This is a genomic window from Afipia sp. GW821-FHT04G03, assembly GCF_059419985.1.
In genome coordinates this window covers 538,404-554,009 of sequence record NZ_JBWKSV010000003.1, presented here as the reverse complement: position 1 = coordinate 554,009, position 15,606 = coordinate 538,404, and the positions used below count along the sequence as shown (strand labels likewise).

12 protein-coding genes are annotated in these 15,606 nt (G+C 56.1%); 4 read left to right on the top strand and 8 right to left on the bottom strand.

What is annotated here, in order from left to right; translation table 11 throughout:
- Window positions 1-37: 37 nt before the first annotated feature.
- The 4 genes from AC07UB_RS16990 to AC07UB_RS16975 are packed head-to-tail and all read left to right on the top strand — an operon-like array spanning window position 38 to window position 3,969.
- On the top strand, window positions 38-1,027 hold the full coding sequence (locus tag AC07UB_RS16990) for a Bug family tripartite tricarboxylate transporter substrate binding protein (protein ID WP_492790633.1): 990 nt from the start codon (window positions 38-40) through the stop codon (window positions 1,025-1,027).
- Window positions 1,028-1,042: 15 nt separating this feature from the next.
- Window positions 1,043-1,531, top strand: coding sequence for a tripartite tricarboxylate transporter TctB family protein (locus AC07UB_RS16985; RefSeq protein WP_492790632.1), 489 nt, complete (start codon window positions 1,043-1,045; stop codon window positions 1,529-1,531).
- A complete protein-coding gene (locus AC07UB_RS16980; protein WP_494654390.1) occupies window positions 1,522-3,021 on the top strand; it encodes a tripartite tricarboxylate transporter permease in 1,500 nt (499 codons plus the stop codon). The genes AC07UB_RS16985 and AC07UB_RS16980 overlap by 10 nt, the downstream gene beginning before the upstream one ends.
- Before the next feature lie 45 nt (window positions 3,022-3,066).
- A complete protein-coding gene (locus tag AC07UB_RS16975; protein WP_492790630.1) occupies window positions 3,067-3,969 on the top strand; it encodes a polysaccharide deacetylase family protein in 903 nt (300 codons plus the stop codon).
- A 91-nt stretch (window positions 3,970-4,060) separates the two neighbouring features.
- Here AC07UB_RS16975 and AC07UB_RS16970 read toward each other — a convergent pair whose 3' ends face one another.
- The 8 genes from AC07UB_RS16970 to AC07UB_RS16935 form a co-directional block, all read right to left on the bottom strand.
- Window positions 4,061-5,431 carry a lipopolysaccharide biosynthesis protein gene (locus AC07UB_RS16970; RefSeq protein ID WP_492790629.1) on the bottom strand — a complete coding sequence of 457 codons (1,371 nt, stop codon included), beginning with the start codon at window positions 5,429-5,431 and terminating at the stop codon, window positions 4,061-4,063.
- Window positions 5,424-6,230 carry a nucleoside/nucleotide kinase family protein gene (locus AC07UB_RS16965; RefSeq protein ID WP_492790628.1) on the bottom strand — a complete coding sequence of 269 codons (807 nt, stop codon included), beginning with the start codon at window positions 6,228-6,230 and terminating at the stop codon, window positions 5,424-5,426. The genes AC07UB_RS16970 and AC07UB_RS16965 overlap by 8 nt, the downstream gene beginning before the upstream one ends.
- 25 nt (window positions 6,231-6,255) lie before the next feature.
- Window positions 6,256-7,785, bottom strand: coding sequence for a nucleoside/nucleotide kinase family protein (locus AC07UB_RS16960; protein ID WP_492790627.1), 1,530 nt, complete (start codon window positions 7,783-7,785; stop codon window positions 6,256-6,258).
- Window positions 7,786-7,860: 75 nt separating this feature from the next.
- Window positions 7,861-9,792 (bottom strand): AAA family ATPase, encoded by a 1,932-nt coding sequence (locus AC07UB_RS16955; protein ID WP_492790626.1) that lies wholly within the window; start codon window positions 9,790-9,792, stop codon window positions 7,861-7,863.
- Window positions 9,789-11,795 carry an asparagine synthase (glutamine-hydrolyzing) gene (asnB, locus tag AC07UB_RS16950; protein ID WP_492790625.1) on the bottom strand — a complete coding sequence of 669 codons (2,007 nt, stop codon included), beginning with the start codon at window positions 11,793-11,795 and terminating at the stop codon, window positions 9,789-9,791. Before asnB ends, AC07UB_RS16955 begins: the two co-directional genes overlap by 4 nt.
- 1 nt (window position 11,796) lies before the next feature.
- A complete protein-coding gene (locus AC07UB_RS16945) occupies window positions 11,797-13,101 on the bottom strand; it encodes an O-antigen ligase family protein (RefSeq protein WP_492790624.1) in 1,305 nt (434 codons plus the stop codon).
- Complete coding sequence (locus AC07UB_RS16940; protein ID WP_492790623.1) at window positions 13,098-14,438, bottom strand: glycosyltransferase family 4 protein; 1,341 nt, start codon at window positions 14,436-14,438, stop codon at window positions 13,098-13,100. The genes AC07UB_RS16945 and AC07UB_RS16940 overlap by 4 nt, the downstream gene beginning before the upstream one ends.
- Window positions 14,439-14,788: 350 nt before the next feature.
- Window positions 14,789-15,445: a LuxR C-terminal-related transcriptional regulator gene (locus AC07UB_RS16935; protein WP_492790622.1), complete on the bottom strand. Its 657-nt coding sequence runs from the start codon at window positions 15,443-15,445 to the stop codon at window positions 14,789-14,791.
- Window positions 15,446-15,606: the final 161 nt, after the last annotated feature.

The following is a 15,606-nucleotide window of genomic DNA, read 5'->3' as shown; positions in this document are numbered from 1 at the left end:
GCGTGTCAGCAGTAAGCAGGCACAGTTTGGAGGCGTTATGCTTTATTCAATTTGGTCAAAGATTGGACGTCTGACGGTTTTCTTTGCTATTGCGCTTTTTTCGCCAAGCGCTCTTGGCGCGGACTATCCCAGCAAACTTGTAAGGATCATTGTGCCGTTTCCTCCTGGTGGCGTGTACGATCTTTACGGTCGCATGGCTGCAGAACATCTGACGAAAGCGCTCGGACAGCAATTTATCATTGAGAACATTCCCGGCGGCCAGGCGATTCTCGGCTCGCAGACAGTCGCGAACGCGGAGCCGGATGGCTACACATTGCTGATGGGCGGGCAGGCGACGCACGCAACCAACCCGCATCTGTTCACGAGCCTGAAGTTCGATGTTTTGAAGGACTTCGAACCAATCGCGCTGATTGCGATGCTCGGAAATGTCCTAGTCGTTAATCCAAACCTGCCTGTGAAAACGGTTCAAGAATTCGTCGCTTACGCAAAAGCCAACCCCGGAAAAGTTACCTTCAGCCACGCCGGCTCAGGAACCTCAATGAGCATTGCCGGTGAACTGTTCAAAGAAAGGGCAGGCGTCAATCTTCTGAGCATCCCATACCGAGGCTCCGCTTTGGCGGCAAATGCGGTCGCGGTCGGCGAAGTTCAATCGATGTTCGCGAACACCATTTCGGTGATCAGCCAAATCAAGGCAGGCACAGTGCGACCTTTGGGAGTAACGACCACCAATCGCCAAGATCTCATCCCCGATGTTGCGCCAATCGCTCAGCAGGGAGTGCCAGGTTACGAAATGCGATCATGGTTCGGTCTCTTCGCCCCAGCTAAAACGCCGAAACCAATCGTTGAAAAAATAAATACAGAACTGCGGAAGATGGCCGAGATGCCTGAATTTAAGAAGCGCATTATCGACAGTGGCGCTACACCGGGTGCGTTCACGGCCGACGAATTCTCAGCGTTCGTAAGAAGTGATTTTGAAGTCATTGGCAAGATCGTCAGAGAGGCGGGCCTTAAGGCCGACAGCAACTGAGCGATGGGCAGATAAATGACCAGAAAGTTGTTCCTCAACAAAGATGTCCTGGCGGGAATCTTGTTTGCGACTCTGGGGTTAGCGGCGATCGCGTTAAGCCTGAATTATAAGATTGGAACTGCCGGCCGTATGGGGCCGGGGTATGTGCCGCTCATGATCGGAAGCGGAATGGCGCTTTTTGGGCTTGTTATCGCTGCAAAAGGCTTTGCTGCAACCCTCCGAACGGAGAGCCTTTCGATAAACGCGGATCACTGGAATACGCGGCCGCTGTTTAGCGTCCTGATCGGCATATTGCTGTTTGCTGTCTTGGTAAAGCCAGCGGGGCTGATCTTTTCAAGCCTGGCGTTGCTTGTGTGCGGCGCTCAGGCGGTTAAAGGCAATAGCATCATGGAGACGCTGCTTCTCGCCGGCGTTCTTATCATCGGGGTCGCATTAGTCTTTGTGTATGGCATCGGCGTACGCATCGATCTTCTTCCTAGACTGCCGGTGTTGCCATGGAGCTAGGTCTCAATCTTCTGAACGGACTGGCTTCGGCGTTGTCGCTTGCAAATCTTTTTTACTGCTTCGTCGGCGTTCTGATTGGAACTCTGATCGGTGTTCTGCCTGGCTTGGGTCCGACCGCAACGCTCGCAATTCTGTTGCCCATCACCTATCAGTTGCCAGCCGACGCTGCTTTCATCATGTTAGCTGGCATCTATTACGGCGCTCAGTACGGCGGCTCCACGACGTCCATCCTGATTAACCTTCCGGGTGAAGCATCGTCGGTGGTGACGGCACTGGACGGTCATCAGATGGCCCGGCGAGGCAAAGCTGGGACAGCGCTCGCAATAGCCGCCATCGGCTCGTTCTTTGCCGGAACTGTAGCGACTGTTTTCATCGCGTTGCTTAGCCCTCCGCTTGCGGCGTTCGCGCAGAAGTTCGGTGCGCCAGAATATTTTGCCTTGATGGTCCTCGGACTTGTGGCCGCCGTCGTGTTGGCCAACGGTTCGTTACTGAAATCGATCGCCATGATATTTCTGGGCCTATTCCTCGGCCTGGTTGGTACTGATGTGAGTTCGGATGCGCAGCGGTTTACGTTTGGCTTTCTGCAACTAGCCGATGGCATCGACTTCACCATAATTGCAATGGGACTGTTTGGAATCTCAGAGGTAATCTTGGCGCTCGAGAAGCCTGAAACGCGTAGCCTTGTCACGACCAAGCTAAACAAAATACTCCCTAGTGGCGAGGAGTTGCGCGAGTCGTGGCCGGCCATGCTGCGCGGTACAGGAATCGGATCAGTTCTGGGAATCTTGCCTGGGGGAGGCGCTATTCTTGCGTCATTCGCGAGTTACGCGCTTGAAAAGCGAGTTGCGAAAGATCCCTCAAAATTCGGACACGGAGCTATAGCGGGTGTGGCCGGACCTGAATCGGCGAATAACGCGGGCGCTCAGATGTCCTTTATTCCGCTGCTGACGTTGGGCATTCCAGCCAATTCCGTCATGGCGCTTATGCTTGGTCTCATGACGGTGAAGGGTATTATCCCAGGGCCGAAAGTTATCGAGGAACAGGCGCAACTGTTCTGGACGGTTGTCGCGAGCATGTGGATTGGCAATCTCATGCTCCTCGTTATCAATCTTCCCTTGGTGGGCCTCTGGGCGCGGCTGGTGCTCGTTCCTTACAGGCGGCTCTTTCCAGCTATTCTGCTGATCTGTTGCGTCGGGGTGTTTAGCGTCAATTTGCAGGCCTTCGATGTCGTGCTGATGGCCGGATTTGCCCTTGTTGGGTACATTTTACGCAAGTTGGATTGCGAGCCTGCGCCGTTGTTGCTGGGATTCATCCTCGCGCCTTTGCTGGAAGAGAATTTGCGCCGTTCTCTGCTGCTTTCGGGCGGGGATCCCGCCATTTTAGTCCATAGCAAAATCAGCTTAGCGCTGTTCTTAGCAACCCTGTTGTTGATCATGTCGCTGCTGCTCCCCGCGCTGCGAGCGAAAAGAGAAGCAGCATTCGCTGAGTAAGCTAGCGACTGTGATTTACGTCCATCAAACCTATCAGAGAGATGCATGACCAAGTTCGAAACAAAAATGAACCGTTACCCCTTCGTTCCTATTCCAAAACGCCCGGTTTACGAGTGGCCAAATGGCAAGCGGTTGGCAGTTTACTTTGCGATTAACATTGAAGCTTTCGAATTCGGCCGAAATCCAGGTCCCGATTTTACGACGATGCCGAGCGCACCGTTTCATCGTGGCTACGCCTATCGCGACTATGGAAACCGTGTTGGAGCATGGCGTCTTTTAGACATGTTCAACGAGTTGAATATACCGCTGTCAATTCTCACCAATGCAGCGGTTTATGATGCTTATCCTGAGTTGCTTGCCGCGTTTCGCGAGCGAAAGGATGAATTTGTCGGTCACGGTCGTACGAACTCCGAGCGCCAAGTCGATATGACAGAGGATCAGGAGCGAGAGATGCTTCGTGAGGTTTGCGAAAAATTTACAAGGGAAGAAGGTGCGGCACCGCGGGGTTGGCTCGGTCCCTTCATCTCGCAAAGCGCAAAAACTCCCGAACTTCTGGTTGAAAATGGGTTTCGGTACATGCTGGATTGGTTCTTTGATGAGCAGCCACAGCTGTTTCGAACGGATAACGGTCCAATTCTCAGCGTGCCTTATCCGTCGATGGAGCTCAACGATCTTCCGGCGATTTTCAATCGCAAAGTAAGTGATGAAGAATTTGCATCTCTCTTGATTGATGCATTTGACCAACAGCTCGAAGATTCAAAAAAGTATCCGCTCGTCTATTGTGTTGCATTGCATACCTTTGTGATGGGTCAACCCCATCGCGCGCGCAGGCTTCGGCGTGCCTTGGATCATGTTGCCAAGCATCGAGACGATATCTGGATTACAACCGCCGGCGAAATCGCTAAGCATTCCCTAACACTTCCGAAGGGCGTGTTGATTGAGCCGTAAAAGGGTTAGCTAATTCGATACGAACATTAATCCACAGGTCTCGCTAGGCGACTCTTCGCGTGCGGCCGGCGCAGTCGCGCATCAGTTCCGGTCAGATCGTGGGACTGCCACGCGTCGTGCGAATAATCGTCTTCGTCCTGAACATCGATTGAAGCATGAAGATCGGACCCGGCAGTAATCGCATGTAATGCCAGATAAAAATTGCCATCGCTATATTCCAGACAACGAGTGTAACCGTTGTCGAGATTGCCGCACCCGTTAGTCCTAACGGGTAAACGAGAACGGCACTGAGAAGAAGGTTGAATAGAGCGCTCAGTATGAGAAGAAGCGCAGCTCCACGCTCGCATCCCGTCATGGTCATAATCGATAGTTGTGATCCGCAACTCGCGGCAATGACCTGGCCTGCAAGGAGTATGTGCAACGCGGGGGCTCCGGTCTCATAATCCCGACCAAACCAGGCGAGAAGCGGCGCAGCCATAGCGGAAAGCGCCAGCGCACTGATAGCGGCTCCGCACAGCGTCCACAATGCGATCCTAGTGATCAGGATTTGTAGCGAGTGGTGTTGCTTCCTGACAAACAGATCCGAGATGGTGGGCGCTAGTAAGGTGTTGGCAGCGGTTCTCGGCAGAGCCACCAGGAATGAAATGCTAAATATAAGGGCGTAGATGCCTGCATCCTTAGTAGATCCGGTCCAGCCGAGCACTAGCACGCCGCAACGATTCAGTAGAGCTTCTGTCGCGGTAATTGCCATGAGAGGTAGAATGATCTTTCGCCAGGCCGGAATATTGTAGTCTGGTAAGACGCCGTCAATTTCGGAAGGATGTAGCCGCCGCACGGCCAGGCTTGCCATGACGAGAGCCGCGGCCGTGCTGGCAAGTGTTGCCATCATGATCAAGGGGGCGTCGAGGTGCCATTTCAGCCCCCAGCTCAAGAGCGCGATGATGGATATCAGAGTGCCGTCCCGTACCATTCGATCCGGAACAACAGCCGACAGGACTCCGCCAAACGCCCGCACGATTGAGCTTCGAAGCCACAACAGGGCCCAGACCGGCACCAGAGTGAATCCCGCCAGAAAAGTATTTCTCAGCTCCGGAGTTATTTCGTTGGCCGAAATCGCAACCGCGATCGCGCCGACCGCGACGACGAGGGTGCCGGCGATCATCATGCGTCGCTCCGAATACTGGATAACGCCACGAAGCAGACCCCACGCCTGACTGGCGCGGTAAGCGGACACAAAGCGTAGAAGCGCAATATCGAAGCCAAGCGCCGAGAAATAAGCAAGAACCGTGATCCAGGCGAGAACGTAAGAGTAGATTCCGAATGTATCCACCCCGACGATTCTCGCTATCAGGAATTGTGAGCAGGCTGTTAACCCAGCGCCAACGACATAAACCGCGAGCGCGGTCATTCCCCCGAGGGTGACGCGTCTGACAGAGCCGCTGCCGAGTACTTTGTCAAACATGCGGTAGACCCTCACCGAAGAAGTTCTCCGAAATTGCGCGGTGCTTCTGATGTCGCGCGCGGAGCATCGTTCTCACCTGTTCTGCGACTCTGTTCACCGCATCGGCAAGTGAATTCGGATCGGATGAGCAGACGCAGGTTACGGCCTGCGCCCGTTTTCGAAGAAGATTGTACAACTGTTCGAAAATCGGTTTGCCTTCGATATTCGTTTTAGGATCGATCTCAAGCATGCGTTCTACCAAGCCCTGGAGGCGCTGTCGGTCGCGAAGACGGATTGCCAGGATCTCCGGAGGCGCATCGAGCTGGATCAGCACATCGGGTTTCGGGATGACGTCGAGCGCGTGCGCGATCAGTGTTTCGTCGACCGATCGGCCAAATAGCGCGAGCGAGCACACGGCCTGGACGAAGGCTTGATCGAACAATGTGATATGGTCTGACTCGGAAGCAAGATGCCAGGAGCGGGAGAGGCGAAGGATGTACTGGCTCAATCGGATCGACGAAAGAAAGTTTTTCGGCGGCAGGGCTCTCAGCAGGTTCGCAACCCTATTGACGTCGTTCGAATAGGCGAACGGGTGGAGCATCATTGTCAGCAACTCAATGATCGGCCGGGCCAGGCGGATAGCTACGGCTGCTGATCGGGCGGGCGCAGGATGTTTGCGCGGATCTGGTCGCACACGTTCGGCAGGCCGGTAGCTGAGAACAAGATCAACGATGTGACCCTGTTCCTGCAATTGAGCAGCAAGTGCGCGGGCGAAAGTCGTTTTGCCGACACCTTGGGGACCGAAGATCTCGATAATCATGCTCCAGTTTCCCCGAAAAACAGGTCTACAAAAGATTCCAGATCTCGGATTTGATCAGGCGTATCACTTCAGGCAGCGGTTGTTCGGCATTCACAGTCACGACACGCCTGGCCCCGAAGTTCAGGTGTTGTAGTACGTCTATGCGTTCGCGAATGACCGCCGGGTTCATGTTTGGCTCGCGCGTCTCTGCCGTTTTCGGCGTGACCTGCAGTTTGATGACGAGATCCGGCGGCAGGCGATGCGCGAGGGCGTAGGCAGAACCTTCCAGACGGCGAATCCATCGCGGAGCACCAGGAAGACGGTTGAGGAGAGGGCCGTCGTTGAAGGCGGGGATTTCGTTCTGGGGGTATCGATCCGTCAGAACGATCAGTCCCCTGTTGGCTCCGCGTCGCGCAGCCAACAGTTTGCTTAGCTTTTCCCGAGCGACAACGATCGCCCAGACAGTGAGAAGCGAGCCGTAGAGAAAGCCCGGTGCTCGGTTCGAAATCTTGCCATGCGAAGATCCCCTGGGACGCGATCGGAGGATGCGTGCGATCGGAGGCATCATCATCTTGAAAGGACGCAGAAGCAGTGACGGTCTGCCGTCCCCGGTGCCGAAGTATATGGGAACGACGTCGATCTCCGAGCCCAGCCACGCCCTGATTGCGGCCACGGCAGTAGACTTGCCGCTGCCATCGACGCCGACGATTGCCACGACGGCACCGCCGCCAGGCGCACGTCGGTTCCATGGCCGGGGCAAGTGAAAGAACCGCTTGTTAAGACCACCGGCGATCCAGCGAACCGCGCGGCCGGCTGCTCGCAAGCGTGCCTCAACCGTTCCGTAAGCGCGGTAAGGTGCAAGAAATTTTTCTATGTGATGTCTCAGTGCGTGCCGATCTGCCAGCGGTTTATCGTCGTAGACCTCAACGATTTCCGTCGCGAGATGCCGATTCATGAGGCTTGAGGCCAGATGGTGGAGGGCTTTGCGATCGAGATGAGCCGCGAGTATCTCGCGATCCAAGGCAAATTTTCGTGTTGTGGAGGTCCAATGCCACAGTGTGACCGGATCGCGGCGCCGCAGTTCCAGGCAACAGCGAATGATCAGCAGTAACGCCTCGCTTGCCGGATCGAGCATCTTGATGGGGAGTGACGGATGCTGAATGGCGCGTGCGAGGATCACTTCTTCCCACGGGAGGCGGTAATTCTTGAGTAATCGCTCGCCGACCACCAGGCAGAAGTGCAAGTGAATATGCACCAGTCGGCCAGTCAAATTATCATAACCGAGAAAACTTAGGACTGCCGGATCATCCCGGCTGGGAACCGACGGAAAGAGCTTCAAGCCGCGTTCGAGCAGGATGATCTCGCAACGGTGCTGATCTTTTCGTGCGATGAGAAGGTCAAGATCACCTTCACCGGTCAGGACGGAATGAATGCTCCTGCTGCTTTTCCAGAAGCAGTAAGATATTTCTGTCCGGTGGAAATCATGAAGAACAGCCAACAAGACGAGGGAGACGGAGCTTTCCGTGCGCGGTGGTGCAGTTACTTTAAGCTCTCTCTGGATATCTATCTGTCTCATGGTCGAGGCACTCCGGCTTCAACGGCGTTCGCTGGCAGCGATGGGTTTCACGATGGCAAACCACCTTTGTTGCAGTCAGGACCGAACCGAGTGCGAGTAGTAATTTTCGTATTTCACGAGAGCCTCACCGACATCGCCATAGCGATAGTCTGCGTGCGCTTGCAGATCGACCTGCGTCAGAAGAACGATGGGGATATCGACGTCCCTGGTGAGACCATCCGGGCTGCGCAGCAAGCTCATCGCGTTCTGCGCGACCTCGCGTCTCGTGCTACCCCACTTCACCACGAAGAGAACCTTGTCCGCCATCAGAGCCAGCAACCGGGATTCGACGATCCCGAGAAGAGGTGGTCCGTCAATAATGACGCTGTCGTAATTTTCGCTCAGTTGACGCAGCAGGAGCGGCAGTTTCTGGCCGGAAAGAATCGGCAAGGCGTCAAGCGGAGATGTGAACATCGCAAGATAATCGATTCCAAGATCCGGAATATGCGTAATGACCTCTGTCGGAGACTGGTTGCGCAGAAGGATATCGAAGATTTCCCGCTCCGCATTGCCGCCGAGTTCACGCGCGACGGATGGCCGCTTGAAGTCGAGGTCGATCAGCAGCACCCGTCGTCCGAGCGATGCGGCGCAGACGGCGATACTTACGGCGGCCGTGGTCTTTCCCTCTCCAGGCACGCTTGAACTGATCAGCACCGTCCTTGGCGCGCTCCGGGACGAGGCCAACCACAATTCGCTGACAACCGAGCGGATTGTCTCTGTGTACGCGGAGAAGGGCTCCGTCAGCATATATTGATGGGGCTTCATGTCTCCGATGCCAGGCAGCCGCGGCACAAGACGAACGCAGGATATCCCGAGCGCATCATTAATGTCGCGCTCGCTGCGCAGTCCTCTGTCGCCCTGCTCCGCGATCACGGCGATGATACTTCCGCCGATCAGCAGAATGATCAGGATCGGCAGAATGAAGAGAATGGGATTGTGGGAGCTTGGCTGCTCCGGCGGAGTGGCAAGAGAAACGATTCGGATAGTTGATCCCATCCCGTCTCGCTGGTCGAGGATTTCCTTCTCGCGCCTCTGGAGCTTGGAATAGGTCAACGCGCTTGCCGCTGCTTCGCGCTCAAGTGCGCGAAGACGGGTGTTGATCTCCCGCGTTCCATCGCGGCCCTGATTCTGCGAGGCCTGGGTCTGTTCCTGGGCGACCTTCTGGACGGCGGCAGTATTCTGCACGACATCGTTTCGCGCTTCGGTAATCCGTTCACGAAGCTGCGCAAGTTCATGAGAAGTGTATTTCGACTGCTGTTCGCTTTGGCCGTCAATGTACAATTGTATGGTCTTGTTCGCGACGATGGCCGCTTCTTCGGGATTCTGCGACGTATATCTGACGGTAATCACGCGGGAGCGGCCTTCCTGAGCAACCTTCAGACGCCGTTCAAGATCCTCGACATCGAGAGGCGCTCCGTGCCTGTCTCTGAAGAGCATTCCCACCCAGATGTGAAGGCGGCGATTAAGTTCGCCCAACCAGGATGTCCCGGCTTCGGTAGCTACAGATCTGGAGGGTTTGTTCGGGGATGCCGTCATTGCCGCGGCCCCGGCTCGTTTCGCTATCGCGAGGAATTCCGGATCTGCCAGCAAGACTTCGACAATCCGCTGCAGGTGATCGTGCGATGTTAGCACCTTGACCTGCGTATCAACGGCCGATTCATCCGATGCCGGCGAGGCAGGTGGTCCGCTGGCGCTCTGAACTGGGGTAACGATGATCTGAGCTGCGGCGGTGTATTTCGGCGCAACCAACAACGCAACCACGGTTGCCAGCAGCGTACCGCAGGTGGCAATCGTCAGAATGAGCTTCCGGCGGCGCCGCAGGGTATCAAGCAATTGCGCAAGGTAAAGTCCTGGAGCGGGTCGTTCATCGCCGGGATGCGCGTATCCGGCGTTGTACACGTTTGGCAACGGCCTGAATGCAGGAGCTATCTTGTGGGCTGCGTCCATGTCTATGCGCGTCCAGTTCATGACTCAATCTCCACAAGACATTTGGTTCCGGCGTTGTCGGGAGCAGGCAGTGACATACCTGTTTTGCAGTTCGCATCGAGCCATGATTGAATCATCAGAACCGACCACAGATAGCGCGACTGGTCGCGCCGGCCAGTCAGGTGCTCCTGCCAGCATGCCTGGACGCTTCGAGAATTGAGAAAGCCATCGTTCCGAATGCGGTGCATATCGAGCAATCCCTGGGCCCAGTCGCGTAACGGGCCGCGGAGCCAAGGGCCGATCGGCACATTGAAGCCTTGCTTCGGCCGCTCGAAGAGGTACTCCGGAAGGTAGCGGCGCAGAACCTGCCGCAACAGCCATTTACCTTGCCCGCCGCGAATCTTCAGGGACGTCGGCAAGCGCCACGAAAATTCAATCACGCGATGATCGAGGAACGGGCTGCGCGCCTCGAGACCTGCCGCCATGGTGGCTCTGTCGAGTTTCACGAGAATGTCGCCGACGAGGTAGCTGGCCATGTCGCAGTAGATGAGGCTGGCTGCCGCATCGGGCAGATTGGGAATATCCTCGATTCCGACTAGTCCGGGTGAAGTCGATTGCCATCCACAGCCGAACGTCATGAGCCGATGGTAGAGTTCGTGATCGTCCCTCGCGTTGAGGACTCGGCCGAGTTTTTCCAGATTTTCCGCGGTTAAGGTCGCGCGCAGATCTTCGGGGAGGGGCAAGCCGCGGAGCATGCTCTCCCAGCTTTCCGTGCTCAGCACGCGGAACGCCGAGACGGTCATCTGGCGCAGCTTCGCCGGAAGCTGGAAGAAAGGCGCCAGACGCGCCATCATGACATGGCGAGAGTAGCCACCAAAGCACTCGTCACCTCCATCGCCTGACAGCGCGACCGTGACATGCTCCTTCGCTAGCCGGGAAAGAAGCAGTGTCGGAATTTGCGATTCGTCGGCGAACGGCTCGTCCCAAACGTGCGGAATATCCGGAATGACGGCGAGCGCTTCTTTGGGCGTGACCCGGAACTCCGTGTGCTTTGTGCCGAAGTGCCGCGCTACCAGCGAGGCATGTCGCGCCTCATCGTAGTTGGATTCGGCAAAGCCGATCGTGAACGAGCGAATCGGTTGTTGCGATTGCGCCTGCATCAGTGCGGCAATAATTGAACTGTCGACACCTCCAGAGAGGAATACGCCGAATGGCACGTCAGCTCTCATCCGCTGTTGCACGACGGTTCGCAGCAGTTGATCGAGTTCGGTTTCGAGATCGGATTGATCCCTTGTGATCGGGTTTTGCTGGCCCTCTTGTGCGATCGTGGCGAGAGACCACCAGCGTTGGACTCGTTGGCGCAGATAGGAGACGCTGCCATTTTTCAGATCATCGGCGGTCACGGAGAGCATTGTACCGGGCGGCAGCTTGAAAACGCCCTCCCAGATGCAGCAATGATCGGGAACGAAGCCGTGCCGCAACACCATGGCGATGGCGTTGCGATCGACCGTTGGCTTGAAGCCGGGGTAAGCCAGAATAGCCTTGAGCTCAGACGCGAAGACAATGCCGCCGCGGACGATCGCGATGTACAGAGGTTTCTTTCCGATGCGATCGCGAATTAAATGCAGAATTCGGTCCTTGCGATCCCAGACACCCAGAGCAAACATCCCGGAAAACTGCGTCAGTGCAGATGCGATGCCAAAATTCTCGAACGCAGCGAGCATGACCTCGCTGTCGCTGTGACCTCTGAAATGACAACCAGCTTCCTCCAGCTTTAGTCGTAGCTCCTCAAAATTGTAGACCTCGCCGTTGAAAGTCATGGCCAGACCTTTGCCGTGAGACAGCAACGGTTGTTTGCCGGCCTCCGACAGATCGACGACCGAGAGTCGGCGATGACCGAGGGCTATACCGCTATCCGCGTCGATCCACGTGCCGCTGGCATCGGGTCCACGATGGTGCAGGGTCGTGGTCATCGCTTCTATCGCCGCGAGTTGGCGCGGATCGGCAGCTTTTTGATCAAGAAAGATGCCGACAATTCCGCACATGTCATTTGCTCCGGTTTAGCAGGAAGGAGGGGATGCGGGCTTCTGTCCCGGCAACCAGCACGAAGGCGATTGTGAACCAGAACAGCGGATGGCGAACGATCAAATGGAAGATGCTGAGGACAGTGATGCTCCACACCACCATCGTTAGGGCGTCCAGATTGGATCGATAGACCGATCGGAAAGCCGTTGCGATGAGCCAGGTGAAAGACAGAACCGCGATCAATCCGCCCTGCGTGAAAAGATCGAGAAACGTGTTGTGCGCTTCGAAATTCGGTGTGCCGTTGACTTGGGGATGTTCGATGTATTTTGGCTCGGTCGCTTCCCGCCTGGCTGCGACGAGTACGGGTGGAATTTCGATGTGCGGGCCCGGTCCCAACCCAAGCATTCCCGACTCTATACCGCGATCGATTGCGCGACCCCATGATTGTAGCCGGATGTTGGCGGTTTCGGATGTTTCCTGGGGTGTGCCCTTTGCCATCTCCTTGATGACATCTAGCGCGTCGACCTCGATCAGGTTGGTGAATAGCAGTGCAGTGGAGGCGATAATCGGCAAGGTGACGACCATGACGCCGGCGATTGCGCTCCTGAACGGGATGCTCCGCTTGGACGTCAGCAGCCAGTATCGGAGCTTGAGCGCTGCGAAGAGCGGAAGCCCGCTCGCCAGGATAAGGCCAAACGTATCGCTCTTCGTGAGCCGGCCGACATACATCGAGAGGATCGAACAGGAGACAGCAAAGATCTTTCTGCCTGGTCCCGCTGCGTGTTCGACGAAATGAATCGCCAGGAACGTGATCAATGCACAAAAAATGGCGAGCTGATTTGGGTTTTCCGACAGGCCGCGAAATCTGTCCCAATACCAGGGGTCCATGTTCGGGATGGTGATGAAGTCCCACGCAAGGGCGAGTTGAACACCAAAAAACACAGCGCTGAAAAGCGTAAGAAACCACGCTGCGCGATGAATGTGGCAACCAGCGTGGGACTCCACCGTACTCAGGAAGCTCACAGCGGCGAGAAGCGGATACGCTAGGATATCGTGGATGAACAGATCAGGATCGTGAATGTCGCTGATCGCAAACGCCGTCGCGGACCCCAAGCACAGGGAAATGATGAAGAGGACCCAGAAAACAAACATTCGAGAAAGAGCCGCTGTCATCCTCGAGCGAAGCAGGTCTTGCATCCCGCCCAGCATCAAGGTGATCCAGATGACCAGGCAAATTTCACCCGGCCCGATCGGGACGCCATCGGGGCGCAGCTGCGACGCCGTGGACAGCAGCAAGCCGAGAGCGAGCAGGGCGTCCCGCATCATGAGGGCGCCTCCTGCAATATAGTCTCGTGTCTTGTTTCATCGCGCTCTCCATGCGAGGGGACCTGGGCCGATCGATCCATCAACGCGCTGTATGCTTCCGTGTATCGATTAACTGTGAGCTGAAGGCCGAATTCCTTTCTCACCAGTTGACCGGCGCGGGTACCCATCACCCGCGCAGATTCGCGGTCGTGCAGCATGTCCATAATTCTCGCAGCGAGCAGGCGCGGATCACGAGGTGGAACGAGAAATCCGCTCCACCGATCACGGACAACGTCGGTGCATCCCGGCATCTTCGTCGTGACTATCGGCAAATTCGCGAGCGCTGCCTCAAGCAAAACGCGAGGCACGCCCTCACGATATTCTGTCGGAAATGCGAAAACGTCGGCGAGACCGAGGAGTGCGGGGATGTCTGACCGTTTTCCGATGGGTATCACATAGGGGGCGTGGCGATCGATTTCGGCCTGTGTGACCGCAGACGATCCCTCACCCTCGCGTGGCCCGACAAGCAGGAAGCGCACATGGGGGCGTACCTTGTTCACCAATGCCGCTGCCGCAAGCAGGGTCGGAATTCCCTTCTGACGCGTCATACGGGTGACCGTGATCACAACCTCTGAATTATCAAGCTTGAGTTGTTGACGGAGCTCGTTTGCAGAGGGGCCTGTGAGAAGAGTCTTGTCGAAGGCCTCGATATCGACGCCCGAGCCAGGTATCAGCAGGCTCGTTCCCTTGCCGATCATCCGATGGCGTTCGAAGTAAGCCTGATCGTCACGGTTTTGAAATATCGTCAGGGCCGTGGAGCGCGCTGCCACCCGATGGAGCGTTGGAAAGATCTGACGCAGTGTGAGGGCCAACAACGAGCGCGATGAATAGATTTGTCCCAGCCCGTTGATTGTGCGTACTACGAGGACATTCGGCAGGCTCCTCGCTGCAAGAGGGACTAGCAAATTTGGCTTCGTATCAAAGCTCTGGGCGATGTGGGGTCCCACGTCGGCCATGAGTCTGGTCAGGGCGCGAACTGCGGAACCGTCCGCAAGCGGATTGATAAACCGGTTGAAGCAAAACGGACGGAAATCGATGCCGTGCCGCATGAATGGGCCAGGATCGCCTGTTCCAGCCGCAGTCACGCGATAGCCACGATCCCGGAGCGCGAGCAAGAATGGAATGCGCAGATTATGGTCCTCGCCTCCGATACAAAGCAGGTGCGGGTTCTTGCAGCGACTGTCGGAAAATCGGGCTTTGCCATTTTCGGTGCCGGCAATTTGCGGGCTGCTATGGCTGAATTGATATGTACTGCCGCGAGCTGGATTATCGATGTCACAGGAAAAGCTTTCGGTCATGAACGTATGTCCTACAAACGCATGAGTCTCGCGCGTGAATCTCGATGTCGCCGCAATCTCCCTGCTGCGTGTGTGAAGAACCCCATCATTGGCTCTGCCAAGCGGCCCTATCGAACGGAGGAGCCACAATGCTACCAGCAGGAAGGCTGACAGAGTTTGTGCATTAGGGAGTACCCATAGGGAGGTATGGTCCGAAGTGCCTGCGATTGCGGATGAGGATTTTGAAACTTGCGGCAGAACTGCAAGGGCATGATGCGCTGCCTCGCCTCGGAGGACGAGGGCGTAGATGACGTTACATCATCCGATGTTGCGGAAACCCGGAGATGGAATTGAGTTCCCCGCCCGGCGGTTCAGACGGCAAGCCAGGTCGGCCCGGAATGATTGACCGCCATCGCAGCAAGTGCAGCCCGATTTTTGATGGAAAGCTTGTGATAGATATGGTGCAGGTGAACCTTGATCGTGCCCTCGGAAATGTTTAGTCGCCGGGCGGCCTCTTTGTTCGAAAGTCCTTCGGATATCTCATACATGATCTCGCGCTCGCGTTCGGTTAGACATGCAAGCGATTGGTTGGATATACCGGCGTGCGCGGAGTGATGCCGTCCCCCCGAAACATTTTTATCGTCGGGGAGCACACGGCCGATCGATCTCTGACAAGCCGCGACCTGACGCAGGGAGTGCACCAACGTCGTTTCCTTGAGGCACAATCCATAGGGAGTGGCGGCGGATGCTACAATCAGCTCGCGAAGCTGGGATGATGCCGCTAGAAAGACCACCCGCGTGAACACGGATGCCGACGCGATGGCCGCGAGAATATCGAAACCTGGTATGCCAGACATGGCTTCGATGAGCGCGATGTCCGGAGATTCAGCTTGGATAATCCGAATGCATTCGGTGCTGTTGATGCAGCCAGCTATGACCTTGAAGCTCTTCTCCGCATTCAGAAGATTGGCAAGGCCTTGCAAAACCAATGGATTGCGGTCCGCAATAACTACTCTTACGCAACGCATAGCACACACCTCTGAAATGGGTGCCCCCAGTCAGTATCGATGCGGCCTTCGGAGATATCTCGTCAGGCACGATATAGCGTAGTAAGGCCTTATTTTTTTCACATTTCCACACGGGCAGCAAGTCAAGAATTTGTAACTCGTGAGTGTGGTGGCGGGTTTGG